Genomic DNA, 25,661 nt, shown 5'->3' with positions numbered 1-25,661 from the left:
CTACACTCGCGGCATGCAGACGGTGAAGCGCCAGAGTCTCATCGCGCAGGTGACCGGCCAGTTGCGGGCCGAGATCGCCTCAGGTCGCTGGGCACTCGGGGAACGCATCCCGACCGAGCCGGCGCTCTGCGAGATGACGGGTACGGCGCGCAACACGGTGCGCGAGGCGGTGCAGTCGCTCGTCCACGCCGGTCTGCTCGAGCGCAGGCAGGGGTCGGGGACCTACGTGGTCGGCACCGACGAGCAGGAGGTCGCCTTCAGCGACTTCTTCGCCACCGCCAATCGCCGGGATCTCCTCGAACTGCGCGAGGCGTTGGAGGTGAACGCCGCCGGACTGGCGGCCGCACGGCGTGACGACGCCGACGTCGCGGCGCTGCGCGAGTGTCTGACTCGCCGCAACCGGCTGTGGCGGCCGACCTCGGTGGACGACGCCGACTCGCGGGAGGAGGCGGCCGGCGCCGACGCCGATCTCCATCGGCTCGTGGTCGCGGCCAGTCACAACGCCGTGTACCTCGAGTTCTACGACCTGCTGCTCCCCGCGCTCCGGACGATGATCGCCCAACGGCACATCGGCGTCGGCCGGTCCCACGAGGCGATCCACACGGAGTTGGTGGACGCCGTGATCGCCGGCGACGCCGCGGCGGCCCGGGCGGCCGCCCGCGACCTGCTCGCCGACGTGCACGAGGCGGGCTGACGGCGCCGGGCGGCGAACCGGTCACGTGACGTTCGTCGCGACGTGTCAATGATTTTGACCGCTGTAAATCCTGGCGGTAAAGTATTTCGTCGGCGCCTTGCCACGCTCGGTGCTGCTCACCTGCCAGTCCTCCGCGGAGGGCGGCCGGTGGTCGAATCGTCCTGCGAGAGCGGTCGTCGAGTCGGGGAGGAGAGCCTGTCCGACACGCCCGACCTCGGGTGGAGGATTCAATCCTGACCTGCATAAACGTGCGGGTGGGGCGAGTTGCGGAAGTCGGACGCCACCGTGCGGGTCGATTTGCCCGGAGCACAAACCGCGACACCACAACACAGACCGGTGCGAGCCGGTCGTCGAGGAGAAAGAACTCAGTGCCAACTATCAACCAGCTGGTCCGCAAGGGCCGCAAGGACAAGCCGTCCATCAAGAAGACGGCCGGACTCAAGGGGAGCCCGCAGCGTCGTGGCGTGTGCACCCGCGTCTACACCACCACCCCGAAGAAGCCGAACTCCGCGCTCCGCAAGGTCGCCCGTGTGCGCCTGACGAGCGGCGTCGAGGTCACCGCCTACATCCCCGGTGAGGGCCACAACCTGCAGGAGCACTCGATGGTGCTCGTCCGCGGCGGTCGCGTGAAGGACCTCCCCGGTGTCCGCTACCGCATCATCCGCGGTTCGCTCGACACCCAGGGTGTCAAGGACCGCAAGCAGGCTCGCAGCCGTTACGGCGCCAAGAAGGGAAGCTAAGCCATGCCACGTAAAGGACCCGCTCCCAAGCGCCCGCTGATCAGCGACCCGGTCTACGGCTCGCCGCTGGTCACCCAGCTCGTCAACAAGATCCTGCTGGACGGCAAGAAGTCGACCGCCGAGCGCATCGTGTACCAGGCCCTCGAGCAGGCACGCGAGAAGACCGGCACCGACCCGGTCGTCACGCTCAAGCGTGCGCTGGACAACGTCAAGCCGACCCTCGAGGTCAAGAGCCGCCGCGTCGGCGGCGCCACCTACCAGGTGCCCGTCGAGGTCAAGCCCGGCCGTGCCAACACCCTCGCACTGCGGTGGCTGGTCACGTTCAGCCGCCAGCGTCGCGAGCAGACGATGGTGGAGCGTCTCGCCAACGAGCTGCTCGACGCGTCGAACGGTCTGGGCGCCTCGGTCAAGCGACGCGAGGACACGCACAAGATGGCCGAGGCCAACCGCGCCTTCGCCCACTACCGCTGGTAACACTGCACCGCAGGGCTGCTTCTGCTGGAGGCGGCTCGGCGACGAACGCACAGGGCCCGGACCCGGGTGCGCACATGCGAACCCGGTCCGGTCCGCCCGGGCGGGACCCGGCCGTCGCCGCACAATCAGACAGAATCAGTCACTCGATCTCCGAAGGAACGTAATGGCACAGGAAGTGCTCACCGACCTCAAAAAGGTCCGCAATATCGGCATCATGGCGCACATCGATGCCGGCAAGACCACGACCACCGAGCGCATCCTCTACTACACCGGTGTGAACTACAAGATCGGTGAGACCCACGACGGTGCCTCGACCACCGACTGGATGGAGCAGGAGAAGGAGCGTGGTATCACCATCACCTCCGCCGCCGTGACCTGCTTCTGGGAGAACAACCAGATCAACGTCATCGACACCCCGGGCCACGTCGACTTCACCGTCGAGGTGGAGCGTGCGCTCCGCGTGCTCGACGGTGCCGTCGCCGTCTTCGACGGCAAGGAGGGCGTCGAGCCCCAGTCCGAGCAGGTCTGGCGACAGGCCACCAAGTACGACGTCCCGCGCATCTGCTTCGTCAACAAGATGGACAAGCTGGGCGCCGACTTCTTCTTCACCGTCCAGACGATCATCGATCGCCTCGGCGCGAAGCCCCTCGTCATGCAGATCCCGATCGGTGCGGAGGACGCCTTCGACGGTGTCATCGACCTCGTCGAGATGCGGGCGCTGACCTGGCGCGGAACCACCGAGATCGGCACCGACGCCACCGTCGAGGAGATCCCGGCCGAGCTGGCCGACAAGGCCGCCGAGTACCGCGAGAAGCTGCTCGAGACCGTCGCCGAGTCGGACGAGGACCTCATGGAGAAGTACTTCTCCGGCGAGGAGCTCACCGTCGAGGAGATCAAGGGTGCCATCCGGAAGATGACCGTCAACTCCGAGGTCTACCCGGTGTTCTGCGGTACCGCCTTCAAGAACAAGGGCATCCAGCCCGTCCTCGACGCCGTCGTCGACTTCCTGCCGAACCCGCTCGACATCGGTGAGATCTCCGGCCACGCCGTCGGCAACGAGGAGGAGGCCCTGGTCCGCAAGCCGGCCAAGGACGAGCCCTTCTCGGCGCTGGCGTTCAAGATCGCCGCGCACCCCTTCTTCGGCAAGCTCACCTTCGTGCGCGTGTACTCGGGCGAGGTGGAGCCGGGCACGCAGGTCCTCAACGCCGTCAAGGGCAAGAAGGAACGCGTCGGCAAGCTCTTCCAGATGCACGCCAACAAGGAGAACCCGGTCGACAACGCGGTGGCCGGCCACATCTACGCGATGATCGGCCTCAAGGACACCACCACCGGCGACACCCTGTGCGATGCGCAGGCGCCGATCGTCCTGGAGTCGATGAGCTTCCCGGACCCGGTCATCGAGGTCTCGATCGAGCCCAAGACCAAGTCCGACCAGGAGAAGCTCGGCACAGCGATCCAGAAGCTGGCCGAAGAGGACCCGACCTTCACGGTCAATCTCGACGAGGAGACCGGCCAGACCGTCATCGGCGGCATGGGCGAGCTCCACCTCGACATCCTCGTGGACCGCATGAAGCGCGAGTTCAAGGTCGAGGCCAACGTCGGCAAGCCGCAGGTCGCCTATCGCGAGACGATTCGCAAGACCGTCGACAAGCACGAGTTCACCCACAAGAAGCAGACGGGTGGCTCGGGCCAGTTCGCGAAGGTCATCATCAAGCTGGAGCCGCTCGTCGACGCCGAGGACGGCGCGACGTACGAGTTCGACAACGCGGTCACCGGTGGCCGCGTGCCGCGCGAGTACATTCCGTCGGTGGACGCCGGCGCCCAGGACGCGATGCAGTACGGCGTTCTGGCCGGTTACCCGCTGGTCAACCTGAAGGTCACCCTCCTCGACGGTCAGTACCACGACGTCGACTCCTCGGAGATGGCCTTCAAGATCGCCGGCTCGCAGGCCCTCAAGGAGGCCGCGAGGATGGCACAGCCCGTCATTCTGGAGCCGATCATGGCCGTCGAGGTCACGACTCCGGAGGACTACATGGGTGATGTCATCGGTGACCTGAACTCCCGCCGTGGCCAGATCCAGGCCATGGAGGAGCGCAGTGGTGCGCGAGTCGTCAAGGCTCAGGTGCCGCTGTCGGAGATGTTCGGCTACATCGGAGACCTTCGGTCGAAGACTCAGGGCCGGGCTAACTACTCCATGGTTTTCGACTCGTACGCCGAGGTTCCGGCGAACGTGGCGAAGGAGATCATCGCGAAGGCTACGGGCGAATAGTTTCGCTCGACCGCTTTGGCGGACCTCGTGCCCGGGGCGACTATCGTATCGGCGCACACAAACGAATAAGGTGGACGGCCAGTACCCGGCTCACGCCGGGGCCGGCCCGACGCCGAAACTGAAATACTGCTCCTGCCGACGGCAGGAAGTGACAAACCCACTGCCGGGAACCACCCGGCAGCGACAACAGTCCAGGAGGACACAAGTGGCGAAGGCGAAGTTCGAGCGGACCAAGCCGCACGTGAACATCGGCACCATCGGTCACGTCGACCACGGCAAGACCACCACCACGGCAGCCATCACCAAGGTGCTCGCCGATCAGTACCCGGATCTGAACGCGAGCTTCGCGTTCGACCAGATCGACAAGGCGCCTGAGGAGAAGGCTCGTGGTATCACGATCAACATCTCCCACGTCGAGTACCAGACCGACAAGCGCCACTACGCGCACGTCGACGCCCCGGGTCACGCCGACTACATCAAGAACATGATCACCGGTGCCGCCCAGATGGACGGCGCGATCCTCGTCGTGGCCGCCACCGACGGCCCGATGCCGCAGACCCGCGAGCACGTCCTGCTCGCCCGCCAGGTCGGCGTCCCCTACATCCTCGTCGCCCTCAACAAGGCCGACATGGTCGATGACGACGAGATCATGGAGCTCGTCGAGATGGAGGTCCGCGAACTGCTGGCCAGCCAGGACTTCGACGAGGAGGCCCCGGTCGTCCCGATCTCGGCGCTCAAGGCGCTCGAGGGCGACGAGAAGTGGGTCAAGTCGGTCCAGGACCTGATGAAGGCCGTCGACGACTCGATCCCGGATCCGGTCCGTGAGACCGACAAGCCGTTCCTGATGCCGGTGGAGGACGTCTTCACCATCACCGGTCGCGGCACCGTCGTCACCGGCCGTGTCGAGCGCGGTGAGATCAACGTGAACGCCGACGTCGAGATCGTCGGCATCCGCGAGAAGAGCACCAAGACCACCGTCACCGGTATCGAGATGTTCCACAAGCTCCTCGACTCGGCTCAGGCGGGCGACAACGCCGGTCTGCTGCTCCGCGGTCTCAAGCGCGAGGACGTCGAGCGCGGCCAGGTCATCGTTGCTCCGGGCACCACGACCCCGCACACCGAGTTCGAGGGTCAGGCCTACATCCTGAGCAAGGACGAGGGCGGCCGTCACACGCCGTTCTTCAACAACTACCGTCCGCAGTTCTACTTCCGTACCACGGACGTGACCGGCGTCGTGACCCTCCCCGAGGGCACCGAGATGGTCATGCCGGGCGACAACACCGAGATGAGCGTCGTGCTCATCCAGCCGGTCGCCATGGACGAGGGCCTGCGCTTCGCGATCCGCGAGGGTGGCCGCACCGTCGGTGCCGGCCGCGTCACCAAGATCATCAAGTGATCTCTGCTCTGATCTAGCATCAGAACTCGGCGAAGCCCCGCTTCCGACTCCGGTCGGGGGCGGGGCTTCGTCGTGTCCTCACCGGATCGGGGGCGGCTCGCCCGGTCAGGCGCGTCGGAGCTCGGCCCGCAGATGGTGGGTCATCGGGATGTCGGCGAACGCCATCCACAGGTCGTACTGCAGGGTGTCGCCGTCGATGCGCCACCGGCGACGGACCGAGCGGACGTCTTTGGCGTCGGGCGACACCCCGAGGTCGTGCTCGTCGAAGTCGAGGAGACTGCCGTCGCCCGAGGCGCGGTGGATCTCGGTGAATCCCGTCGGCTGCGTGATGAGCAGTTCCACGCCGTCGGCGACGGGCCGCAGGTAGCCGACCTCCGTGTGCAGGGCGCGACCGTCATCGCCCGCCCGGGTTCGGGAGCGGTAGCTCAAGAAGGGCTTGCCGGGGACCTCGGTGAGCTCGATCTCCTCGGTGTAGGTGAAGTCGTCGATGGTCGGGTAGTGGCCCTCGCCGGGGCCTCGCCAGAGGCCGGCGAACGTCGCGAGAGAGCGGGGTGCGGTGGTCATGGGGCCACCCTAGTTCGAGCCGGCCCCCGACACGTCGAGCCCGCCGTACCGGCGCGCGAACACCCCGCCCGCCGCGGCGAGGTCCGCTGCGGGGCCGCATTCGACGATCCGGCCGCCGTCGAGGACCGCGACGCGGTCGGCGAGGGAGAGCGTCGAGATCCGGTGCGTCACGACGATCGTCGTGGTGCGGCGCCTGAGCTCGTCGAGGCCGCGAGCGATCAGCAACTCCGAATGGGGGTCCGCGGCGCTGGTCGCCTCGTCGAGGATGAGGATCCGCGGTCGCGCGGCCAGCGCCCGGGCGACGGTGATCATCTGCTTCTCCCCGGCACTGAGTCGTTCGTCGTCGTCGGACACCTCGGTCCGGGCGCCGTTGGGGAGCGAGGCGAGGATGTCCGCCACCACGGGCAGCGGCGGGATGTCGCCGTCGGGTGCGCCCAGCGCGATGTTCTCGCCGGCCGTCCCGCTCATGAGCCACGGCTCCTGGGTGACGACGGCCGTCATCGATCGGATCTGCGACCTCGACCAGTCGGCCACGTCCTCGCCGTCGACGAGGATGCGGCCCGAGTCGGGGTCGGCGAACCGGGTGAGGAGCGTGGTGAGCGTCGTCTTCCCCGACCCGGTGGCGCCGACGAGGGCCAGGGTCTCACCCGGGTGCACGTGGAGGGTGACGCCGTCGATCACCGGGGCGCCGTCGTCGTAGGCGAAGCGGACGTCGTCGAAGACGATCGTCGGCGGTGCCGCGTGGCGGCCCGACGGGACGACCGGATCGTCGTCGACCGCGGGCGACTGCTCGTCGGGCTGGTCGAGGAACGTCCGGACCCGGCGCAGGGAGACCAGGCCGGACTGGATCCGGGGCAGCATCGACGCCAGCTCGGTCGTCTGCGACGACAGCTGTTGGGCGTAGAGGACGACGGCCTGCAGGGCGCCGAGGGTGATTGCCCCCTCGAGCATCTGGAGGGCGCCGAGCACGGCGATCGCGACGAAGACCAGCGCATTGCACAGTGTCAACAGCGGTCCGGCCGCGCCCGACCAGCGTTGGGAGATCTTCATGGAGCGGGCCAACCGGCCGTTGATCTCGGCGAACTGTGCGTTGCGGACGTCCTGGGCCTCGTAGGCGACGATCATGTCGCGTGCCGAGAAGCTGTCTTCGACGTCGGCGGTGAGTTCGGCGTTGACCTGCCACATCGCGGTCATGTGCGGCTGGGCGCGGCGCACGACGAATCCCGCGACCACGGCTGTCACCGGGATCGCGATGAAGACGATGAGCGCGAAGAACCAGCTGATGACCAGCAGTGCCACGGCGACGGTGAGGATCGAGAGCAGGACCACCGGTAGCTGCACGAAGATCGGTCCGACGACGGTGGCGATGTTGTCGATGTCGGCGGTCGCCATCGCCAGGACGCGGCCGCGTCGGCCGCCGGTGACCTCGCCGACGGGCAGTCGGTACAGCTTGGCGTCCACGCGGGACCGCAGCCGGCGGACGGCGTCGGCCACGCGCGCGTTGAGGATGAGGCCGCCGGTGGCGCGGGCGGCGAAGACGCCGGCGATGAGGAGGCACGCGATGATCGTCCAGAGGACGAGGGCGTCCCAGTCGATGCCCTGGCCGGGGACCGCACCGCTGGTCTCGACGACGTTGGCCAACGATCCGTCGCCGCTGTCGCGCAGCTGCGTCGCGGCTTCGGGGAGCGTCACTCCGTCGGGGAGTCGGGCGCCGATCGCGCCCACGAAGACGAGGTCGGTGATCTTGGCGAGGACCGTCGGGATCGCGACGGTGCCCGCGGCCGCCAGCACCGCGAACACCACGGACGCGTACACGCCGGGGCCCACGAGGCGACGGATCGTGCCGACGGCCCCGCTCATCGGCCGCCCCGGCGCACGGCGCCCGGTCCAGTGACCCGAGAACGGGTGGCCCGGGTCTGGGTGGCGAGGGTCTGGGTGGCTCGAGTCTGGGTGATCCGCTGTGCATCGGCGAGGTCGAGGTACACCTGACTGCGCCCGAGCAGATCCCGGTGGCGACCGACGGCGGTGAGGGCGCCGCGGTCGAGGACCGCGATCACCGGGGCGTCCTCGATGAGATCGATCTGCCGGGTGGCCACCACGAGCGTGGTGTTCGGCAGCAGGCCGCGGATGCCGGCGAGCACCGCGTGCGCGGTCTCGCGGTCCATCGCGGAGAAGGCGTCGTCGAGCAGCAGCACGTCGGGGGTGCGGACGATCGCTCGCGCCACGGCCAGCCGTTGCCGCTGACCGCCCGAGAGGTTCGAGCCGCCCTGGGCGATCTCGAGATCCAGACCGCCGCGCGCCGCGACGTCGTCGGCGAGCCGGGCCGCCCGCAGGGCCTCCCACAGGGCGTCGTCGGCGGCGTCACCCGCGAGCCGCAGATTGGAGCGGACGGTGCCGGCGACGATCTGACGACCGCTGACGAGGGCCACGCGGTCGCGGAGGTCGCGGACCGCCCAGTCCGCGACCGACAGTCCGGCCACCCGCACGGTTCCCGCGGTCGGCGCGATGAGGCGCGGCACCGTGCGCAGCAGTGTCGACTTGCCGCTCGACGTGCCGCCGACGACGGCGGTCGTGGTCCCCGGCGGGCAGCGCAGTGTCACCGAGTCGATCGCGGGATTCTCGGCGCCCGGATAGAACAGCGACACGGCGTCGAACGAGACCTCGGGCAGTCCGTGCGCGGGGACGTCGCCTATCGCGGGGTCCTCGGTTGCCAGGTCGAGCACCTCGGCGATGCGCGTCGCACTGGCACGGGCCCGGGGGAGCACGGTCACCAGGGGCATGAACAGGGAGATGCCGGTCGCGACCTGACCGAGGTATCCGGTGAACGCGATGAGCGTGCCGATGGTGACCGACCCCGACTCGATGAGGTCCGCGCCCCACAGGAGGGTGATCGCCGACGCGATTCCGGTGAGCGCCGTGGTGCCCGGACCCAACAGCAGTTGGCGGGCTCCCACGGTCCGCGACAGCCGCGTCAGCGCGGCGTTGTCCGCGTCGAACCGGTCGCGGGACTCGCTTTCGCGGCGGAACGCACGGATGGTGTGCATCCCCGACAGCTGTTCGCGCAGCATGCGGTTCACCCGGTCGACGGCGCGCTGCCGCCGGGCGGCGAGCGGGGTCACGGTCGCGATGAACACCCCGACGCACACGCTGATGAGGACGGCGGTCACCGCGATGACCGGTGAGAGCCGCAGCGACTCGCGCAGTGAGAGCACCACGGCGCCGACGGTGACGATCGGTGCGGCCAGCGACAGCGTGGTGGCGACGAAGACGGCCTGGCTGATGACGGCCACGTCGGTGGAGGTGCGCGACAGGAGGGAGTGCGTGCCGATGGCGTGATGGTCGGCGCTGCTCACCCGGCCCAGATGGCGGAACACGCGGTCGCGCAGGTCGGCGGCGGCGTCGGCCGAGAGATTGGCGCCCGCGACGATCCCGCCGAACGACGCCAAGGCGCTCACGGCGGTGGCCGCCAGCAGCACGACGCTCATCGAGCGGACGTAGCCGACGTCGCCGGCGACGACACCGTTGTCGACGATGCGGGCGTTGATGGCCGGCTGCGCCAGCGTCGCGGCCATCGCGGCGAGCTGGGTGAGGGCGATGGCCGCGACGGTGAGGCGGCGGGTGGCCAATGCGCTGCGGACCAGCCCGGCGAGCGCGGGACGTCCCGGTCGGGCATCGGGCCTTGCGCTCACTGTGCGGGACTCCCTGTCGACGTGCGATCCGAATGCGACGGCGACGGGCGCCGTGATCTGCATGACATTCAATCAGGCGCGGGCGGGTCCGGGAGCCCGGGGCGGGACTAATCTGGTGTCGATGCGGATTCTTCACAGTGACGATCCGGCGCTGCCGGATCTCGCGGTCGACCTCGCGGGCGATCCGGCGGGCGCGACGCCGGTGCTGCTCGTCCACGGGATGGGCGGCGACCATCGGACGTGGCGTCGGGCGGTCGCCGCGCTGCGTGCCGCGCGACGGCCGACGATCGCCGTCGACCTGCGCGGGCACGGTCGCAGCGGACGCTCCGCGGAGTATCGCCTCGACGACTTCGCCGACGATCTGGGCCGCGTGGTCGACGGGGTGTGCGGGGGCCGGGTCGACGTCGTCGGGCATTCGTTGGGTGCGCACGGCGCCGTGCGGTTCGCGATGCGGCGGCCGGAGACGGTGCGCCGTCTCGTTCTCGAGGAGGTCCCGCCGATGCCCTTCGACGACGGCGACGTCGCCGAGCGGATCGCGCCGTCGGCGTCGCTGGGGGAACGGATCCGGGGCGTGGGCGCGCTGTTGGCCGATCCGCGACCGGCGCTGCGGATGCACCGCGGGTTGCCCGATGCGGTGCTCGCGCAGTTTCAGACGCCCGATCCGCAGTGGTGGGACCGGCTGGCGGCGGTGAGGTCACCGACCCTGGTGATCTCCGGCGGGCGGCGCAGCTTCCTGCCGCCGCGGCATCTGCGGCGAGTCGCCGACGCGATGCCCGCCGGACGATTCCTCACCGTCGAGGCCGGGCACAGCGTCCACCGTGATCGCGGCCGGGAGTTCGTCGCCGCGATGCTCGCGCATCTCGAGCAGTGACGCCGACGCGAGCAGTGACGCTGACGAGCTGCGGGGCGATCAGACCGCCGTGTTGTGCAGTGGCCGCGGATCGACGCCGGTCCGCCGCCAGCCCTCGACCGCCCAGGGGAGGTAGAGCATCCTCAGCGGCAGTCGGTTGAACAGCGGATTGCACGCCCGCATCACCGAGGCGAACCGGTCGAAGCGCCGCTGACGGCGGTCGTTCCACTCCAGCTCGCAGACCTCGCGCATCTGGGGCGGGAGGGTGCCGATGACGATCGTCTGGACGGTGGAGTTCAGCGGTCGCGAGGCGATTCGCCACAGCGGTTTCGGCATCCACGATGGTCCGGGGAGTCCCTTGCGCAGGTATCCGGTCGCGTACATGATCGTCTTGGTGGGGACGAACCTGTCGCACATCTGCTCCCAGTACTCGCAGAACTCCTCGTAGGTGTCGGGTTGGCTGCGCGCCGACACTCCGTACAGCTGGTACCAGGTCTTCGACTCCTCGAAGATCTGCGCCTTCTCGGCGTCGGAGAGCCGCCGGATGAAGGTGTCGGTGATCGTCAGCACCTGATCGACGAACGTCGCATGAGCCCAGTAGTACAGCTCGGGGTTCAGTGCGTGGTACCGAGACCCGTCGCTGATGGTGCCTTTGATGTCGCGGTGGAAGTCGCGGACGCGCCGGCCCCATTCGTGGGGTTGATCGGAGTAGACGGTCCGCATGATGGGCGGCCCCGACCGGCGTGCGCGGCCGAGGAAGTCCGAGAAGATCACCGAATGGTCCTCGACGCCCTTCGCGAGCTGTTCGATGCAGTTCTCGGTGCCTGCGAGGCGTTGGAATCCCAGGACGCCGCGGATGTCGCCGTAGAACTTCCACACCAGTGAGTCGGCACCGAGCCGCAGCTCGATCGAATCGATGTCGACGTACGACGGCTCCGCCTCGCGGATGCCGGTCTCGAACTCGTTCAGCGTTGTCATGGTGCGACTCTAACCCCAAGTTGGAACAAAAGTAAATATTTGTTCCAACATTGCCGCATCCTCGCCTCGGCCGACTCTGCGGTACGCGGGGATACGCTGGTCGCATGGTCTTCTCACAACCCACCGGTCGTAACAAGCAGTCGCCGTTCGGCACGTCCGACGATCGCAAGAAGGAGGTGCCGACCTTCCGCGTCGCGCCGAAGACCCCGCCGCCGCCCGCCATGCCGTCGGCCGACGATCTCCTCGAGACCGCGAAGGTCGTCGCACTGCCGATGCGCACCGGGTTCCGGGGGGTCACCGTCCGCGAGGCACTGGTCTTCCAGGGGCCCGCGGGCTGGGGCGAGTTCGCGCCCTTCGTCGAATACGACGACGCCGAGTCCAAACTGTGGCTCGCGGCCGGGATCGAGGCGGCCTACCTCGGGCCGCCCGAGCCGGTCCGCGAGGACGTCCCCGTCAACGCGACGGTCCCGGCGGTCCCCGCCGACGAGGTGGCGTCGATCCTCGCGCGCCACCCCGGGGTCGACACCGCCAAGGTGAAGGTCGCCCAGCGCGGGCAGACGCTGGCCGACGACGTGGAGCGAGTCGCCGCCGCCCGCGAGATCGCCGGCACGGTCCGCATCGACGCCAACGGCGGGTGGACGGTCGCCGAGGCGGTGGAGGCGATCGCGGCGATCGGCGACGTGGAGTACGTGGAACAGCCGTGCCGCACCGTCGAGGAGCTGGCGGAGGTCCGGCGCGCCGTGACGGTCCCGATCGCCGCCGACGAGTCGATTCGACGTGCGGGCGACCCGATGCGCGTGGCGAAGCTGGGGGCCGCCGACATCGCGGTGCTCAAGGTGGCGCCGCTCGGCGGAATGCGCGCCTTGCTCGCGCTCGGCGCGAAGCTGCCGATGCAGGTGGTCGTGTCCAGCGCTCTGGACACGGCGGTCGGCATGGCGGCGGGGGTGTCGGCGGCGGCCGCGGTGCCCTACCTCGACCATGCGTGCGGGTTGGGGACCGGCGAACTGTTCGAGCGCGATGTGGCGGCGCCCTTCCCGATCGTCGACGGCCGGGTGACGCCGCGCATCGTCGCCCCGGACGACGATCTGCCCGTGGCGTCGCCGGAGCGGACGCGTTGGTGGCACGACCGCCTCAGGCGCTGTCACTCCCTGCTGGTTCCGCGCTGAGGGGTGCTGCGCTAAGGAGTCCAGCGCTGAGGGGTGCTGCGTGGGAAGGCTGTGCGCGGGTTGCGCGGGACGATTCTCGAAATCCGTCGCAACGCACTCTAGACACAGATCAAATAGTTTGTTCCAATCAAGGTGTTGTCCGCATCACAGGAGGTGCGGTGTCACCGAGGAGGAACGATGGTTGCCACATTCGCCCAGCCGGAGGCGGGCAGTGATCTGCGGGCCGTACCGCTCAGCACGAAGAACGGTGTCCTCGAGATCCTCTCGATGCGTCGCGACCCGTTCGCCTTCGCCGAGGCCAAGCGGGTCGAATTCGGCAGGGTCTCGGCCCTGAGCGCGTTCGGGATCAAGATGGTGACAGCGTCCGGCCCCGACGCCGCCAACGAGATCCTGATGAACAAGGACCGCGCGTTCGCCAACGCTCCGGCCTGGAGCTACTTCATCGGCCCGTTCTTCAACCGCGGCATCATGCTCCTGGACTTCGAAGAGCACCGACATCACCGGCACATCCTGCAGCAGGCGTTCACCCCGAAGGTGCTGACCGGGTACATGGACGAGTTGCAGCCGATGGTCGCCGAGCGCATCGCGGCCTTCCCGACGGGGCGGGTCCGGATGCTCAGTGAGTTCAAGCAGCTCACCCTCGACGTCGCGCTCGAGGTGTTCCTCGGCATCGAACTCCCCAAACACGAGGCCGATCGTCTCAACAAGGCGTTCATCGAGACGGTCCGTGCCGGGGTGGCCTTCGTCCGCAAGCCCGTCCCCGGCGGACGCTGGTGGAAGGGTCTGCGGTCGCGCAAGATCCTCGAGGACTTCTTCTACGAGCACATCCCCGCCAAGCGCGCGACGCAGACACCCGACCTGTTCTCCGTGCTCTGCCACGCCGAGAGCGACGACGGGCACACGTTCACCGACGAGGACGTCGTCAACCACATGATCTTCGTCCTCATGGCGGCGCACGACACGTCGACCATCACCATGACGCAGATGGCGTACCACATGGCCAAGCATCCCGAATGGCAGGAGAAGGCCCGGGCCCAGGCGTTCGAGTTCGACGAGAACCTGACGTACGAGGACCTCGGGAAGCTTGACGTCATCGACGTCATCATGAAGGAGTCGCTGCGCATGTGTCCGCCGGTCCCGGCGCAGCCGCGGATGGCGATCAAGGACACCCAGGTGCAGGGCTACTACATCCCCGAGGGCACCTTCGTCGTGGTGCCGCAGCTCGCGAATCATCGTGACGCCGAGTACTACACCCATCCGGACGTCTTCGACCCCGAACGCTTCTCGCCCGACCGCGCCGAGGACAAGGGACACCGGATGGCGTGGATGCCCTTCGGCGGCGGCGTCCACAAGTGCATCGGCCTGTACTTCGCGCAGATGGAGATCAAGACGATCCTGCATCACCTGCTGCGGACGTACGAGTGGTCGGTCCCCGACGACTACCGGATGCCGATGGACTACAGTGCGCTGCCGGTGCCCAAGGATCGGCTGCCGGTCACGATGCGTCGCCGGTAGTCGTGCCCGCCGTACGCAAAGCGCGGATCACGGCGTCGGTCGGCGAACAGGAGCGTGACATCCTGGCGGCCGCGGCCGCCGAGTTCACCGAGGTCGGGGTCCGGCGCACGTCGATGGACGAGGTCGCCGGCCGGGCGGGCGTGAGCCGGTCGACCCTCTACCGACGATTTCCGAACAAGGACACGCTGTTCGTCGCCGTCGCGCACGACACCTTCGAGACCACGATGCGCCGGATCGAGGACGTCATCGCCGGGCTGCCGCCCGCGGCGGCCGTGGTGGAGGCGTTCGCGGTCGGCGCCGACATCGTTCACACCGATCCACTGCTGCGCCGGATGGTGCTCGAGGACCACGCCGTCCGCGACCTCACGGCATCGGTGAGCTCGTTGTTCATCGAGATGGTGACGGCGCGGATCGCGGCGACGCTGCGCGTCGCCGGTGCGGTGATGGACGACGACGACCTGCACGAGGCCGTCGAGATCCACGTCCGGCTCGTCATCTCGTACATGGAGACGCCGTCGTCGGATCCGGACCGGCAGAGTCCCGCGGCCGTCCGACGGTTCGCCGAGAAGTTCCTCGCCCCCATGATTCACTGACCGCCCAGCTTCACTGACCGCCCAGCTTCACTGACCGCCCAGCTTCACTGAAACCCCTGTTCTCGGTGGCCCCGTCTGCCGTGATCGCGGCAGTCCAGCCCACCTACCACCCCGGGAGTCCCCAACCATGTCCCTGCTCACCCCCGTCCTGAACGCTCGCGCCCGACGGCGCAACGAACGCCTCCGGGCGTCCCTGACCGGTCGCGTCGTTGCCATCACGGGCGGCGCGCGCGGCATCGGCTTCGAGGTCGCCTCCGAACTCCTCGCCGCGGGCGCCCGCGTGGCGATCGGCGACATCGACGTCGACGCCGTCGAGAAGTCCGCGGCCGACCTCGGCGTGGAGGGCCTGCCCCTCGACGTCACCGACGGCGCATCGTTCGAGAGCTTCCTCGATGCCGTCGAGGAGCGTGTCGGTCCGGTCGACGTCCTGGTCAACAATGCCGGGATCATGCCGGTCGGACCGTTCCTCGACTACCGGGAATCGCTCATCCGCTCGACGATCGAGATCGACCTGCTGGGGGTGATCCTCGGGAGCCGCGCGGCGGCGCGCCGGATGACCGACCGCGGCCACGGGCGGATCGTCAACATCGCGTCGGTGGCCGGACGGCTCCCGACACCGGGTCTGACGGTCTACAACGCGGCGAAGGCCGGCGTCATCGAGTTCTCCGAAGCGCTCGACTCCGAACTCGAGGACCGCGGGGTGCGGGTGTGCACCGTGCTGCCGACGTTCACCAACACCGGACTCATCGACGGGCTCGCGACCAATGCGATGGTCACCTCGGTCGACACCGATGTCGTCGCCCGCGAGGTGATCGCGTCGATCGCCGACTCGCGCTCCACCGGGCGTCTCCGGGTCGCGGCGCCGCGGACGATGGGCTGGGTCAACGTCTACCCGATCCTGCCGAGACCGGTGAAACGCGCGATCCTCCGCGGGACCGGGTCGGGCCGCATCTTCCTGAATCCCGATGCGAAGTCGCGGGCCGCGTACTCCTCGAGGATCGGCCAGAGCTGAGCGCAAGACATTAGGGTCGGACGCGTGGGTGAACGAGACTCGACTCCGCGGAGCGACCTGGCGCGCTGGCGCCGTGCACGCCGAGAGGTCCGGCGCGCGCGCGATCGCGTCCGCGACGCCGAAGCCGCCGAAGGGCTGCGTCCGACCATGTCGCGTCGGACCACGACCGTCGCGGTGGTGATCGCCGCAGCGCTGGTGGGCACCGCCGCGTGGGCCGTCTGGTTCGCGGCCTCGGCGCCCGACCGTCACAGCGATGACGACTACCTGCGGGCGGCGACGCAGGAGGTCGAACTGCTCGTGACCGCCGATGCCGACGACCCGGACCGCGCGCAGCGGATCCTGTCCCGCGCGACCGGACCCTTCCGCGACTCGTTCGCGCAGTCGGCCGACGCCTACACCGAGTACATCCGGCAGTCGGGCGCCGAGGGCGACGGCGAGATCGACGGCGCCGCGGTGGCCGGCCGGTCGTTGCGGGGCGCCCAGGTCCTCGTCGCGGCCAGCGTGCAGGTCCGTACCGCCGACGGCGACCGTGACTCCGAACCGGTCCAGCAGCTGCGTCTGCGGGTGACGGTGGTCCCCGAGGACGGCGAGCTGAAGGTCGCCGGGCTGGTGCTCGTCGGATGAGCGGGGTCGCGCAGCGCGTCGTCGCGCACCTCGAGCGACCGATGGGGCGCCTCGGCGTCGCGGTCCGGGTGGTCGTCGCGATCGGCATCGTGGCCGCGGCCCTGTCGTGGTGCATCGTGGCGCTCGGTGATCGAACCGCGGAGATCGGCGACGCCGACGCCCGCTCGAGCCTCCACGATCGGGCCGGACAGATCGTCACCGACGTCTTCTCGGTGGATGCGCGATCGTGGGAGTACGACCGCCGCAAGGCTCGCGAGAAGGTGGCGCCGCCGCTGTCGAAGTCGTCGAGCCGAGCTCTCGCCTCGCCGCCGCCGTCGGGCGTGGGGGCGATCAGCTGGGTGCCCGAGCACGTCGCGGTGATCTGGGCCGATGACAGCGCGGGCGAGGTGCTCATGGTGGTGCGGGCCGCCGTCACCTCCCGGTCCGGGCACGTGCAGACCGAGATGAAGTCGGTGCAGGCGAGCTTCGTACGGCCGGGTGACCGCTGGCTGTTGAGTGGAGTGGAGGAGTTGCAGTGACCGATCCCGCTGGGGCCTCGCGACGGCTGACGCTGGCGCGTGAGGAGTATGCCGCCGCGGTCGCCGAGGAGGAACGGGCGCGGGTGGCCGCCGGACCCGCAGCGCGACGCCGTTCCCGGCGGCGTGCGGCCGGCGTGCGACTGGCCGTCCTCGCCGCGGTGATCGCCGCGGCGGTGATGGCGGGCGTCGCGGGCTGGGCGCAGAGCAGCGGTTCGTCATCGGTGGAGGCCGCCGCCCGAGCGGACGCCGCCCGCCGTGCCGCGGACGAGGCCGTCACCGTGATGCTCACCGCCGATCCCGCGCACCCCGACGAGTACGTGCGGACGGTGCGCGCGGTGACCACCGGAGACCAGCGTTCGCGGGTCGACCGCACGGCCGCCGACCTCCGCGACTTCGTCGCCGGTCAGCCGAGCCGGATGTCGGGGCGGATCCTGTCGTCGGCGATCGTCGACGAACCCGGCGTCGATGCGGGGGCGGCGACGGGCGGGGCGGCCACGGACGGGGAGGTGACGGTGCTCCTCGTCGTCCAGGCCAGCCGGCCCGAACTGGTCGGCGGCGAGGCGCGGGGCAACCGGGTCGGGCTGACCGTGACGATGGTCGACCGCGACGGCAGGTGGCTCGTGAACAGGGCGGAGGCCGTGTCGTGATCGGGGCGCGTTGGGGCCGGCGGTGGTCGGACCAGGTGCGGCGCGATCGGCGCCGGCAGCTCGGCTGGGTCGCGGTGGTGCTGGTGGCCGCGGTGGTGGCGGTGGCCGGCGTGCTCGTCGGCCGGGCCCTGCGTGACGAGCCGGCCCCGCGGCATCCGGAGGCCACCGCGGCCGCGATCGACGCGGTGACCGCCGTCATGACGTTTGCGCCCGACGACTCGGCGGCCGACCGTGCGGCCGTGGAGCGGCGGCTCACCGGGACGCTGGCGGCCGACTACGCGAGTCGCGGCGCCGACGTCGTCTTCCCCGAGGCGACGGCGTCGCGGATCGCGATGACGGCGACGGTCACCGGTGCGGCGCCGGAGTCCGCCCATGACGGGCGAGTCCGCGTGCTGATGTTCGTCGACCAGGAGGTGACGGTGGGCCAGTTGCGCGACCGACCTTCCCGAACCGGTGTCGCGCGGTGGGCGACGATGGTTGAATTCGATGACGGCTGGCGATTGGAACGGCTCGAATCCGTTTCGCCGCAATGAGATTGCGGTCGGTCGCAACGAGATTGCGATCGATCGCGACGAGATCGAGATTGACGAGGTGTGATGAAGTCACCGGTGGTGATCGTGGGGGCTGGACTCGGGGGCGTGCGGCTGGCGGAGAATCTCCGCAACGGCGGACATGCGGGGCCGGTGACGATGCTCGGTGCCGAACCCCATCCGCCGTACGATCGGCCGCCGCTGTCGAAGACCGTGCTCACCGGGGTCGATGAGCGGGTGGACCTGAAGCCGGCCGACTTCTTCGCGGACGCGGACATCGACCTGCGGACGTCCACGCGGGTGACGGCGGTCGATCCGGGGACGCACACCGTCACCGTCGAGTCCGGCGCCGGCATCGAGCGCATCGAGTACGGGACGCTGGTGCTCGCCACCGGTCTCGTCGCCCGTCGCTTCCCGGGCACCGACGGGGTCGCCGGAGTGCACGTGATCCGCACCGTCGACGACGCGCTGGCGCTGCGCGACGCGATCGGCTCGGCGTCCCGTGTCGCGGTGATCGGCGCGGGTTTCATCGGTTGCGAGGTCACGGCGAGCCTGCATTCGCTCGGGGTCCCCGTCACGCTGATCGAGCCGACGCCCGCACCGTTGTCCGCAGCGCTCGGCGTCACCGTCAGCGAGATGGTGACGCGACGCCATCGCGAGGCGGGCGTCGATCTGCGTGTCGGCGTCGGTGTCGACGAGGTGCTCGTCGCGGACGGCCGCGCGTCGGGGGTGGCCCTGTCCGACGGGTCGCGCGTGGCGGCCGATCTGGTGGTGGCCGGCATCGGCGGCTACCCCGACCTCGACTACCTGGCGGGATCGGGGATCGAGATCGCCGACCGCGCATCGGGAGGCGGCGTGGCCTGCGACGGTGTGGGGCGCACGTCCGTGCCCGACGTCTACGCGGTGGGCGACTGCGCCAACTGGCACGACGCCGACGGGACCCCGCACCGCGTCGAACACTGGACCCACACCGTCGACCATGCGGCGCTGACGGCGGCGCATCTCCTCGAGCACGCGATCACCCACCAGGTGGTTCCGTACTTCTGGAGTGACCAGTACGGCCTCAAGTTTCAGATGCTCGGGTCGCCGCGCGCCGACGACGAGGTCCACGTGGTCGACGACGACGGGCGCAAGTTCCTCGCGTACTACTCGCGCGAGGGACTGCTCACCGGGGTGGTCGGCGCCGGCCGCGTCGGCAGACTGATGAAGGCGCGCCAGTACCTGGTGTCGCCGACCCCGATCTCGACGCTCCTGGACTGATCGGCGCCCCGCGGCGGACGGCGAGCGCCAGGCCGATCAGGGGGATCTGCAGTGGCAGGCGCCCCCACGCGAGCCATTTCATGGCCGCGCTCTGGTTCACCCAGAGTCGGATCATGTTGACGTTGGCGGGGAAGACCGCGACGAACAGGGCGGCGGCGAGGCCTGCGGCGCGGCGGCGGGTCCGCGGTGCCAGCACCGCGGCGCCGAGGGCGATCTCGGCGGCGCCGGACGCGTGGGTCCATGCGCGCGGCTCACCGGGCAGTTCGTCGGGCACGATCGAGTCGAACGGCTTGGGGGCGACGAAGTGCAGGACTCCGGGGACCAACAGGATCAGGGACAGGACGCGGGCGAGGCGGTCGTTCGACATGCCGTCAGTCTAGGTCCCCGGCGGATCAGAACTCGATCTTGAGGTTGTCCGAAGTCGGCGTGGCCTGGCAGCCCAGGATGTAGCCGTCTTCGATGTCGTCGGGATCGAGGGCACCGGTGACCGCCATGTCGACCGAGCCCTCGACCAGGGTGCAGGCGCACGAGCCGCACTCGCCCTCCTGGCAGGAGTACGGGGCGTCGAGGCCGGCGGCGAGCATGATGTCGACGAGAGTGCGCGAGCGAGGCCAGCTGAGCGTGTGGGTCTCTCCGTCGAGTTCCACCTCGACCTCGGCGGCCGCGGCGGCCTCCTCCTCGGAGACCTCCTCGAGCTCGATGTCCTCGAACGGATCGCCGGAGAGCGAGTTGTAGATCTCGGTGTGCACGTCGCGGTGCTCGAACTTCGCCTTGGCGAGGCCTTCGTGGACGGCGTCCATGAAGGGGCCGGGACCGCACACGTAGGCGCTGTGCGTCCGCGCCATCGGCGCGAAGAAGGTCGCAAGGGTCCGCGCGGTCGGCAGGCCCTGCACCGACTCCAGCCAGTGGACGAGCGTGAGGCGGCCGGGGTGCTTGGCCTGCAGGGTCCGGAGCTCCTCGGCGAAGATCACCTCGGTCTCGCTGCGGTTGGCGTAGAAGAAGGTCACCGGGCCGGTGCCGTCGGCCAGCGCGTGTTTGAGGATCGACATCACGGGGGTGACACCCGACCCGGCGGCGATGAGCAGCAGTGGGGCGTGGATGTTCGCGGGCGTGAACTGACCCGACGGCGGCAGCGCCTCGATGAGGGTGCCGGCGGCGAGGTTGTCGCAGATCCAGTTGGAGCCGTAGCCGTCGGGGGTGCGCTTGACCGTGACCTTGGGGCGCGCATCGTGGCGGGGCGCCGACGAGAGCGAGTAGCACCGTGCCACCGAACCGGTCCGGTCGCTGGGGATGCGGAGGGTGAGGAACTGTCCGGGGAGGTAGTCGGCGAACTTGTCCGAATGGAGTTCGGGGATGTCGAAGACGATGGAACGCGCGTCGGCGGTCTCGTCGATCACCTCGGCGACGGTCAGGATCGCGCTTCGCGTGCTGTGCGGGGTCAGCTCAGTCATCCGGTGACTCTCTGTGCAATCGGGCCGGCGCGAAGCCGGACAAACTAGAACGTGTTCTACATCAGGGTAGCAGCGCCATCGAGTGTGGCACAGGCGCCGGCGCCCGGATCACCCCGCCGTCAGCGACGACACGCCCGCGATCAGGATGTCGCCGCCGGCGCCGATCAGGTCCGTGAGGTCGGCGTCGGGTTCGTGGAGCCACTGCTCGTAGGCGGCCAGGGCCACGCCGAGCGTCATCCACGCGATCGTCTGCGGGGTGTGCGACTCCGGGGTCGACCCCAGTCGGGCGGCGCAGTGCTCGGCGATCACCTGTCGCCAGTCGGCGTACATGAGCATCGAGTGCGCCTGCAGGGCGGGGACCCCGAGCAGGAGTGTCATCCGGCGCCGATGCTCGGTGACCTCGGCCTCCCCGACGGTGTTGAATGCGATCAGGGCGTCGCGCAGTTGGCGGCCGAGCGGAGCGTCGGCGCTGGCGCGCAACAGGTCCCGCAGGCCGTCGAGATGCTCGTCGAACTCACCCCACGGCAGGGAGTTCTTGGAGGGGTAGTAGCGAAAGAGGGTCCGGCGGGCGATCCCCGCCGCCGCGGCGATGTCGTCGACGCTGGTCTCGTCGAAGCCGTGCTCGGTGAACAGATCGATGGCGATGCTGCTCAGCCGGCCGCGAGTCGTCGCGGCCGGACGTCCGCTCAGCACCCCGCCGCGTGCGGCTCTGGACATCTTCGCCCCCTCGTGTCGTGACCTCCCGGCGCCGTTCTCGATGTGATCGCCGGGACGTAATCGCCGGTCATCGATGGTACGGGAGATCGATTTCACTGAACCACTGGTGATTATGCACCCGGTGCCATTATGGTGTGAACCGAACCACATCAGTACCCGTGAAGGAGGTTGGTTCATATGGCCGAGCAGGCTGATTCGACTCAGCAGGATCTGGTGGCTGAGTCGCTGGTGGAGGAAGTGTCCATCGACGGAATGTGCGGCGTCTACTGATGGCGACGGCATCACCCCTTGCTTCCGGCGGCTCGGCCGCCGGAAGCAAGGCCTTCGACACCGCACGCGCATGGCGGCTCAACCCCAAGGTCGCACTGCGGCCCGAGCCGTTCGGCGCCCTCCTGTACCACTTCGGAACTCGCAAGCTCTCGTTCCTGAAGAACCTCGTCGTCGTCGATCTCGTGCGCTCCCTCGCCGACCATCGCAGCGCGGACGATGCGCTGGCGGCCACCGGGATCGCCGACGCCGACCGTCCCCCGTACCTCCAGGCGCTCGCATCGCTGAGCGCCTCCGGGATGATCGTCCCGGTCGACGACCAGCCGTCCCCGACATCGGAGTGATTCTGTGACCACCCTGGAAACCCGGCCCGCCACCGAGGATCTCGGTATGCCATCGACCACCCCGCCGCTGAAGGTCGGGCGCCTCGTCGACCAGTTCGAGCGCGGCCTCGACGCGCCGATCTGCCTCACCTGGGAGCTGACCTACGCCTGCAACCTGGCGTGCGTGCACTGTCTGTCGAGCTCGGGCAAACGCGACCCCCGCGAGCTGTCGACCGAGCAGTGCAAGGCCATCATCGACGAGTTGCAGCGCATGCAGGTGTTCTACGTGAACATCGGCGGCGGCGAACCGACGGTGCGACCGGACTTCTGGGAGCTCGTCGACTACGCCACCGACCACCAGGTGGGCGTCAAGTTCTCCACCAACGGTCTGCGGATCGACGAGCAGGTGGCGCAGCGACTCGCCGCGTCGGATTACGTGGACGTGCAGATCTCGCTCGACGGAGCGACCGCCGAGGTCAACGACGCGGTGCGCGGTCCCGGTTCGTTCGACATGGCGGTCCGCGCCCTGGAGAACCTGAAGAACGCCGGTTTCACCGATGCCAAGATCAGCGTCGTCGTGACCCGCCACAACGTCTCGCAGCTCGACGAGTTCAAAGCGCTGGCCGACGGCTTCGGCGCCACCCTGCGCATCACCCGACTGCGCCCCTCGGGTCGCGGGGCCGACGTCTGGGACGATCTGCATCCGCTTCCGGAGCAGCAGCGCGAGCTGTACGACTGGCTCGTGGCGCACGGCGATCGTGTGCTCACCGGCGACTCGTTCTTCCACCTGTCGGCGTTCGGTGAGGCCGGTGGATCGCTGCCCGGGCTCAATCTGTGCGGCGCGGGTCGCGTGGTGTGTCTGATCGACCCGGTCGGCGACGTCTACGCCTGCCCGTTCGCGATCCACGAGAACTTCCTGGCGGGCAACGTCACGACCGGCGGCGGCTTCCAGGAGATCTGGCAGAACTCGGAGCTGTTCACCGATCTGCGTGAGCCGCAGAGCGCCGGTGCGTGCAGCAGCTGCGCGCACTTCGACGCCTGCCGCGGCGGGTGCATGGCGGCCAAGTTCTTCACCGGGCTCCCGCTCGACGGACCGGACCCGGAGTGCGTGCAGGGCTACGGCGAGGAACTCCTCGCCGGTGAACGGACCATGCCGACGGCCAACAAGGATCATTCGCGGGGCGTACCGCTGACGCTGATGACCCGGCCGCCCTCGCGCGACTGCGATGAGAACCCGCTCGCCGGGTTCACCCCCTGACCGTTCGACCCCGCTGTTCGACAACCCTTACTGTTCGACAACCCTGACTGTTCGACGAAGAGAGATGCTCCCATGTCCAAATTCTCCGAGGTGATGGAGAAGAACCCGTGGCGCCGTAATCCGTGGTTCGAGACCGTGCTCGAAGCGCAGCGGCGTGCGCGCAAGCGGCTGCCGAAGTCGGTGTACTCGTCGCTGGTCGCCGGAACCCAGGGCGGCGTGACGCTCAGTGACAACATCGACGCCTTCTCGGAGCTGGGGTTCGCGCCGCACGTCGTCGGCGTGAAGCCCGAGCGCAACCTCTCGACGCGGGTGATGGGGCAGGACCTGCCGTTCCCGGTGATGATCTCGCCGACCGGCGTGCAGGCCGTCGACCCCGACGGCGAGGTGGCGGTCTCCCGGGCCGCTGCGGCGCGCGGGACGGCGATGGGCCTGTCGAGCTTCGCGAGCCGGCCCGTCGAAGAGGTCACCGCCGTCAACGACAAGGTGTTCTTCCAGATCTACTGGCTCGGTGACCGCGAGGAGATCCTGGAGCGCGCCCAGCGTGCGCGTGAGGCCGGCTGCAAGGGGCTCATCGTCACGACCGACTGGGTGTTCAACGTCGGCCGCGACTGGGGGTCGCCGGACATCCCGGAGAAGGTCGATCTGCGGGCGTTGGCCAAACTGGCGCCGGAGATCGCGGTCCGGCCGCGGTACGCCCTCGACTGGATCCGCGACGGCCGGGTGCAGATCCCGGATCTGTCGGCACCCAACCTCGTCGATCGCGGTCAGCAGGGGCCGACCTTCTTCGGCGCCTACGGTCAGTGGATGAACACGCCTCCGCCGACGTGGGAGGACCTGCAGTGGCTGCGCGAGCAGTGGGACGGCGAGTTCATGGTCAAGGGCATCACCCGGCTCGACGACGCCAAGCGCGCGGTCGACATCGGGGCCACGGCCATCTCGGTCTCGAACCACGGCGGCAACAACCTCGACGGCACCCCGGCCACGATCCGTGTGCTGGGACCGATCGCCGACGCCGTCGGCCGGGATCTGGACGTGCTGCTCGACGGCGGCATCCGTCGGGGCAGCGACGTGGTCAAGGCGCTCGCACTCGGCGCCAAGGCGGTGATGATCGGCCGCGCGTACCTGTGGGGACTCGCGGCCAACGGTCAGGCCGGCGTGGAGAACGTCCTCGACCTCATGCAGATGGGCGTCGACTCGACCATGATGGGGCTCGGGCGGGCCGACGTCGCGGACCTCTCGCGCGAAGATCTGATCATCCCCGACGGATTCGAGCAGGTCTTCGGCGCGTAGCGGCGGTTCAGACCTTCGAGTGGCCCATGTCGATCTGGAACTCGGCGCCGGTGACGGACTTGGCGGTCGCGAGGTAGAGGACCGCGTCCGACAGGTCGTCGAGGGAGGCGACGGGGTAGTGGCCGAGCAGCGACGGGAAGTGCATCCCGTAGTCCTCGAAGGCCTTCATCGCGGAGGTGTCTTCGAGGCCCATCGGGGTGTGGACGGCGTACGGGTGCACGGTGTTCACGCGGATCCTGCGCGGTCCCAGTTCCTTGGCGGCGGTCTGGGCCAGACCGCGCAGGCCGAATTTGGAGGCCGAGTACGACGCCTGCACGGGCATCGCCTTGAGTCCGGCGACCGATGAGATCACCGTGATGCTCCCGCCGTTGCCCGCTTCGAGCATCGCCGGGATGGCGGCCTTGAGGGTCTTCCAGGTGCCGACGAGGTTGACGTCGACGACGTCGGAGAACTGTTCCTCGGAGAGTTCCCAGGTGAGGCCCCAGGTGAGGATGCCGGCGTTCGCGACCACGTGGTCGAGTCGACCGAAGCGCGCCGTGCCCTCGGCGATGAGCTCCTGCTGGAAAGCGAGGTCGCGGGTGTCGCCGCGGCGCGCCAGGATGGCGCCGCCCGCCTCTTCGACGAGACGGACGGTCTCGTCGAAGTCGTCGGGCGTCGACGGCGGATAGGTCATGTGGTCGGCGACGGGCGCGGCGATGTCCATGCCGATGACCGCCGCGCCCTCGCGTGCGAATCGCAGGGCGTGGTTACGGCCCTGGCCTCGTGCGATGCCGGTGATGTAGACGACCTGACCGTCGAACTGCCCCATGCTCGTTGCCTCTCCTCGTCGGTATGAC

At 69.2% G+C, this 25,661-nt stretch carries 27 protein-coding genes; 19 read left to right on the top strand and 8 right to left on the bottom strand.

Features of this window, described 5'->3' with window-relative positions; all coding sequences use genetic code 11:
- Positions 1 to 13: 13 nt before the first annotated feature.
- The 5 genes from G528_RS0100745 (at position 14) to tuf (ending at position 5,573) form a co-directional block, all read left to right on the top strand.
- Complete coding sequence (locus G528_RS0100745; RefSeq protein ID WP_211220581.1) at positions 14 to 694, top strand: FadR/GntR family transcriptional regulator; 681 nt, start codon at positions 14 to 16, stop codon at positions 692 to 694.
- A 368-nt stretch (positions 695 to 1,062) separates the two neighbouring features.
- The gene (gene rpsL / locus G528_RS0100740) at positions 1,063 to 1,434 is read left to right on the top strand and encodes a 30S ribosomal protein S12 (RefSeq protein ID WP_026917295.1); all 372 of its coding nucleotides are present in this window, start codon (positions 1,063 to 1,065) and stop codon (positions 1,432 to 1,434) included.
- Between the two features lie 3 nt (positions 1,435 to 1,437).
- Positions 1,438 to 1,908, top strand: coding sequence for a 30S ribosomal protein S7 (gene rpsG, locus G528_RS0100735; RefSeq protein ID WP_026917294.1), 471 nt, complete (start codon positions 1,438 to 1,440; stop codon positions 1,906 to 1,908).
- 163 nt (positions 1,909 to 2,071) lie between these two features.
- Complete coding sequence (fusA, locus tag G528_RS0100730; protein WP_026917293.1) at positions 2,072 to 4,177, top strand: elongation factor G; 2,106 nt, start codon at positions 2,072 to 2,074, stop codon at positions 4,175 to 4,177.
- A gap of 205 nt (positions 4,178 to 4,382) precedes the next feature.
- The gene (gene tuf / locus G528_RS0100725; RefSeq protein WP_026917292.1) at positions 4,383 to 5,573 is read left to right on the top strand and encodes an elongation factor Tu; all 1,191 of its coding nucleotides are present in this window, start codon (positions 4,383 to 4,385) and stop codon (positions 5,571 to 5,573) included.
- A gap of 105 nt (positions 5,574 to 5,678) precedes the next feature.
- Here tuf and G528_RS0100720 read toward each other — a convergent pair whose 3' ends face one another.
- From G528_RS0100720 to G528_RS15955, 3 genes are read right to left on the bottom strand one after another with little or no spacing between them, the layout of a single operon-like run.
- A complete protein-coding gene (locus G528_RS0100720) occupies positions 5,679 to 6,137 on the bottom strand; it encodes a heme-binding beta-barrel domain-containing protein (protein WP_026917291.1) in 459 nt (152 codons plus the stop codon).
- Between the two features lie 9 nt (positions 6,138 to 6,146).
- A complete protein-coding gene (locus tag G528_RS0100715) occupies positions 6,147 to 7,997 on the bottom strand; it encodes an ABC transporter ATP-binding protein (RefSeq protein ID WP_026917290.1) in 1,851 nt (616 codons plus the stop codon).
- A complete protein-coding gene (locus G528_RS15955) occupies positions 7,994 to 9,826 on the bottom strand; it encodes an ABC transporter ATP-binding protein (protein WP_245569630.1) in 1,833 nt (610 codons plus the stop codon). Before G528_RS15955 ends, G528_RS0100715 begins: the two co-directional genes overlap by 4 nt.
- Positions 9,827 to 9,947: 121 nt before the next feature.
- On the opposite strand from G528_RS15955, the gene G528_RS0100705 reads away from it, so the two are divergent.
- On the top strand, positions 9,948 to 10,697 hold the full coding sequence (locus tag G528_RS0100705) for an alpha/beta fold hydrolase (RefSeq protein ID WP_026917289.1): 750 nt from the start codon (positions 9,948 to 9,950) through the stop codon (positions 10,695 to 10,697).
- A gap of 39 nt (positions 10,698 to 10,736) precedes the next feature.
- Here G528_RS0100705 and G528_RS0100700 read toward each other — a convergent pair whose 3' ends face one another.
- Entirely contained in the window at positions 10,737 to 11,654 is a 918-nt protein-coding gene (locus G528_RS0100700) for an oxygenase MpaB family protein (protein ID WP_026917288.1), read from the bottom strand.
- A 104-nt stretch (positions 11,655 to 11,758) separates the two neighbouring features.
- On the opposite strand from G528_RS0100700, the gene G528_RS0100695 reads away from it, so the two are divergent.
- From G528_RS0100695 to G528_RS0100655, 9 genes are all read left to right on the top strand, one after another.
- Complete coding sequence (locus tag G528_RS0100695; protein WP_026917287.1) at positions 11,759 to 12,820, top strand: o-succinylbenzoate synthase; 1,062 nt, start codon at positions 11,759 to 11,761, stop codon at positions 12,818 to 12,820.
- Between the two features lie 177 nt (positions 12,821 to 12,997).
- Positions 12,998 to 14,335, top strand: a complete 1,338-nt coding sequence (locus tag G528_RS0100690) for a cytochrome P450 (RefSeq protein WP_026917286.1) — start codon at positions 12,998 to 13,000, stop codon at positions 14,333 to 14,335.
- A 2-nt stretch (positions 14,336 to 14,337) separates the two neighbouring features.
- Complete coding sequence (locus G528_RS0100685) at positions 14,338 to 14,928, top strand: TetR/AcrR family transcriptional regulator (protein WP_026917285.1); 591 nt, start codon at positions 14,338 to 14,340, stop codon at positions 14,926 to 14,928.
- 127 nt (positions 14,929 to 15,055) lie between these two features.
- A complete protein-coding gene (locus tag G528_RS0100680) occupies positions 15,056 to 15,940 on the top strand; it encodes an SDR family oxidoreductase (RefSeq protein ID WP_026917284.1) in 885 nt (294 codons plus the stop codon).
- Positions 15,941 to 15,964: 24 nt separating this feature from the next.
- Positions 15,965 to 16,564, top strand: a complete 600-nt coding sequence (locus G528_RS0100675) for a hypothetical protein (protein ID WP_026917283.1) — start codon at positions 15,965 to 15,967, stop codon at positions 16,562 to 16,564.
- Positions 16,561 to 17,082 (top strand): hypothetical protein, encoded by a 522-nt coding sequence (locus tag G528_RS0100670; protein ID WP_051198153.1) that lies wholly within the window; start codon positions 16,561 to 16,563, stop codon positions 17,080 to 17,082. Before G528_RS0100675 ends, G528_RS0100670 begins: the two co-directional genes overlap by 4 nt.
- Positions 17,079 to 17,729 carry a hypothetical protein gene (locus G528_RS0100665; RefSeq protein ID WP_026917281.1) on the top strand — a complete coding sequence of 217 codons (651 nt, stop codon included), beginning with the start codon at positions 17,079 to 17,081 and terminating at the stop codon, positions 17,727 to 17,729. The genes G528_RS0100670 and G528_RS0100665 overlap by 4 nt, the downstream gene beginning before the upstream one ends.
- Positions 17,726 to 18,262: a hypothetical protein gene (locus G528_RS15950; protein ID WP_156890311.1), complete on the top strand. Its 537-nt coding sequence runs from the start codon at positions 17,726 to 17,728 to the stop codon at positions 18,260 to 18,262. The genes G528_RS0100665 and G528_RS15950 overlap by 4 nt, the downstream gene beginning before the upstream one ends.
- Positions 18,263 to 18,325: 63 nt before the next feature.
- Complete coding sequence (locus tag G528_RS0100655) at positions 18,326 to 19,519, top strand: NAD(P)/FAD-dependent oxidoreductase (RefSeq protein ID WP_035718516.1); 1,194 nt, start codon at positions 18,326 to 18,328, stop codon at positions 19,517 to 19,519.
- Here the strand turns inward: G528_RS0100655 and G528_RS0100650 are convergent.
- From G528_RS0100650 to mftR, 3 genes are all read right to left on the bottom strand, one after another.
- Positions 19,425 to 19,886 (bottom strand): DoxX family protein, encoded by a 462-nt coding sequence (locus tag G528_RS0100650; protein WP_026917279.1) that lies wholly within the window; start codon positions 19,884 to 19,886, stop codon positions 19,425 to 19,427. The genes G528_RS0100655 and G528_RS0100650 overlap by 95 nt on opposite strands.
- Positions 19,887 to 19,911: 25 nt before the next feature.
- Positions 19,912 to 20,970: a ferredoxin--NADP reductase gene (locus tag G528_RS0100645; protein ID WP_026917278.1), complete on the bottom strand. Its 1,059-nt coding sequence runs from the start codon at positions 20,968 to 20,970 to the stop codon at positions 19,912 to 19,914.
- 108 nt (positions 20,971 to 21,078) lie between these two features.
- Entirely contained in the window at positions 21,079 to 21,687 is a 609-nt protein-coding gene (gene mftR, locus G528_RS0100640; protein WP_026917277.1) for a mycofactocin system transcriptional regulator, read from the bottom strand.
- A 177-nt stretch (positions 21,688 to 21,864) separates the two neighbouring features.
- On the opposite strand from mftR, the gene mftA reads away from it, so the two are divergent.
- The 4 genes from mftA (at position 21,865) to mftD (ending at position 24,825) form a co-directional block, all read left to right on the top strand.
- Positions 21,865 to 21,957 (top strand): mycofactocin precursor MftA, encoded by a 93-nt coding sequence (mftA, locus tag G528_RS0100635; protein WP_026917276.1) that lies wholly within the window; start codon positions 21,865 to 21,867, stop codon positions 21,955 to 21,957.
- Positions 21,957 to 22,298 (top strand): mycofactocin biosynthesis chaperone MftB, encoded by a 342-nt coding sequence (gene mftB, locus G528_RS0100630; protein ID WP_026917275.1) that lies wholly within the window; start codon positions 21,957 to 21,959, stop codon positions 22,296 to 22,298. Before mftA ends, mftB begins: the two co-directional genes overlap by 1 nt.
- Positions 22,299 to 22,302: 4 nt before the next feature.
- Entirely contained in the window at positions 22,303 to 23,535 is a 1,233-nt protein-coding gene (gene mftC / locus G528_RS0100625) for a mycofactocin radical SAM maturase (protein ID WP_026917274.1), read from the top strand.
- 72 nt (positions 23,536 to 23,607) lie between these two features.
- The gene (gene mftD / locus G528_RS0100620) at positions 23,608 to 24,825 is read left to right on the top strand and encodes a pre-mycofactocin synthase MftD (RefSeq protein WP_026917273.1); all 1,218 of its coding nucleotides are present in this window, start codon (positions 23,608 to 23,610) and stop codon (positions 24,823 to 24,825) included.
- Between the two features lie 7 nt (positions 24,826 to 24,832).
- On the opposite strand, the gene G528_RS0100615 is transcribed toward mftD, so the two are convergent.
- Positions 24,833 to 25,633 (bottom strand): mycofactocin-coupled SDR family oxidoreductase, encoded by an 801-nt coding sequence (locus G528_RS0100615; RefSeq protein ID WP_026917272.1) that lies wholly within the window; start codon positions 25,631 to 25,633, stop codon positions 24,833 to 24,835.
- Between the last annotated feature and the right edge of the window lie 28 nt (positions 25,634 to 25,661).

The sequence above is a fragment of the Gordonia shandongensis DSM 45094 genome (assembly GCF_000423025.1).
Classification (GTDB): Bacteria; Actinomycetota; Actinomycetes; order Mycobacteriales; family Mycobacteriaceae; genus Gordonia; species Gordonia shandongensis.
The sequence above is the reverse complement of the archived record's forward strand: the minus strand, read 5'-3'. Positions and strand labels throughout refer to the sequence as shown.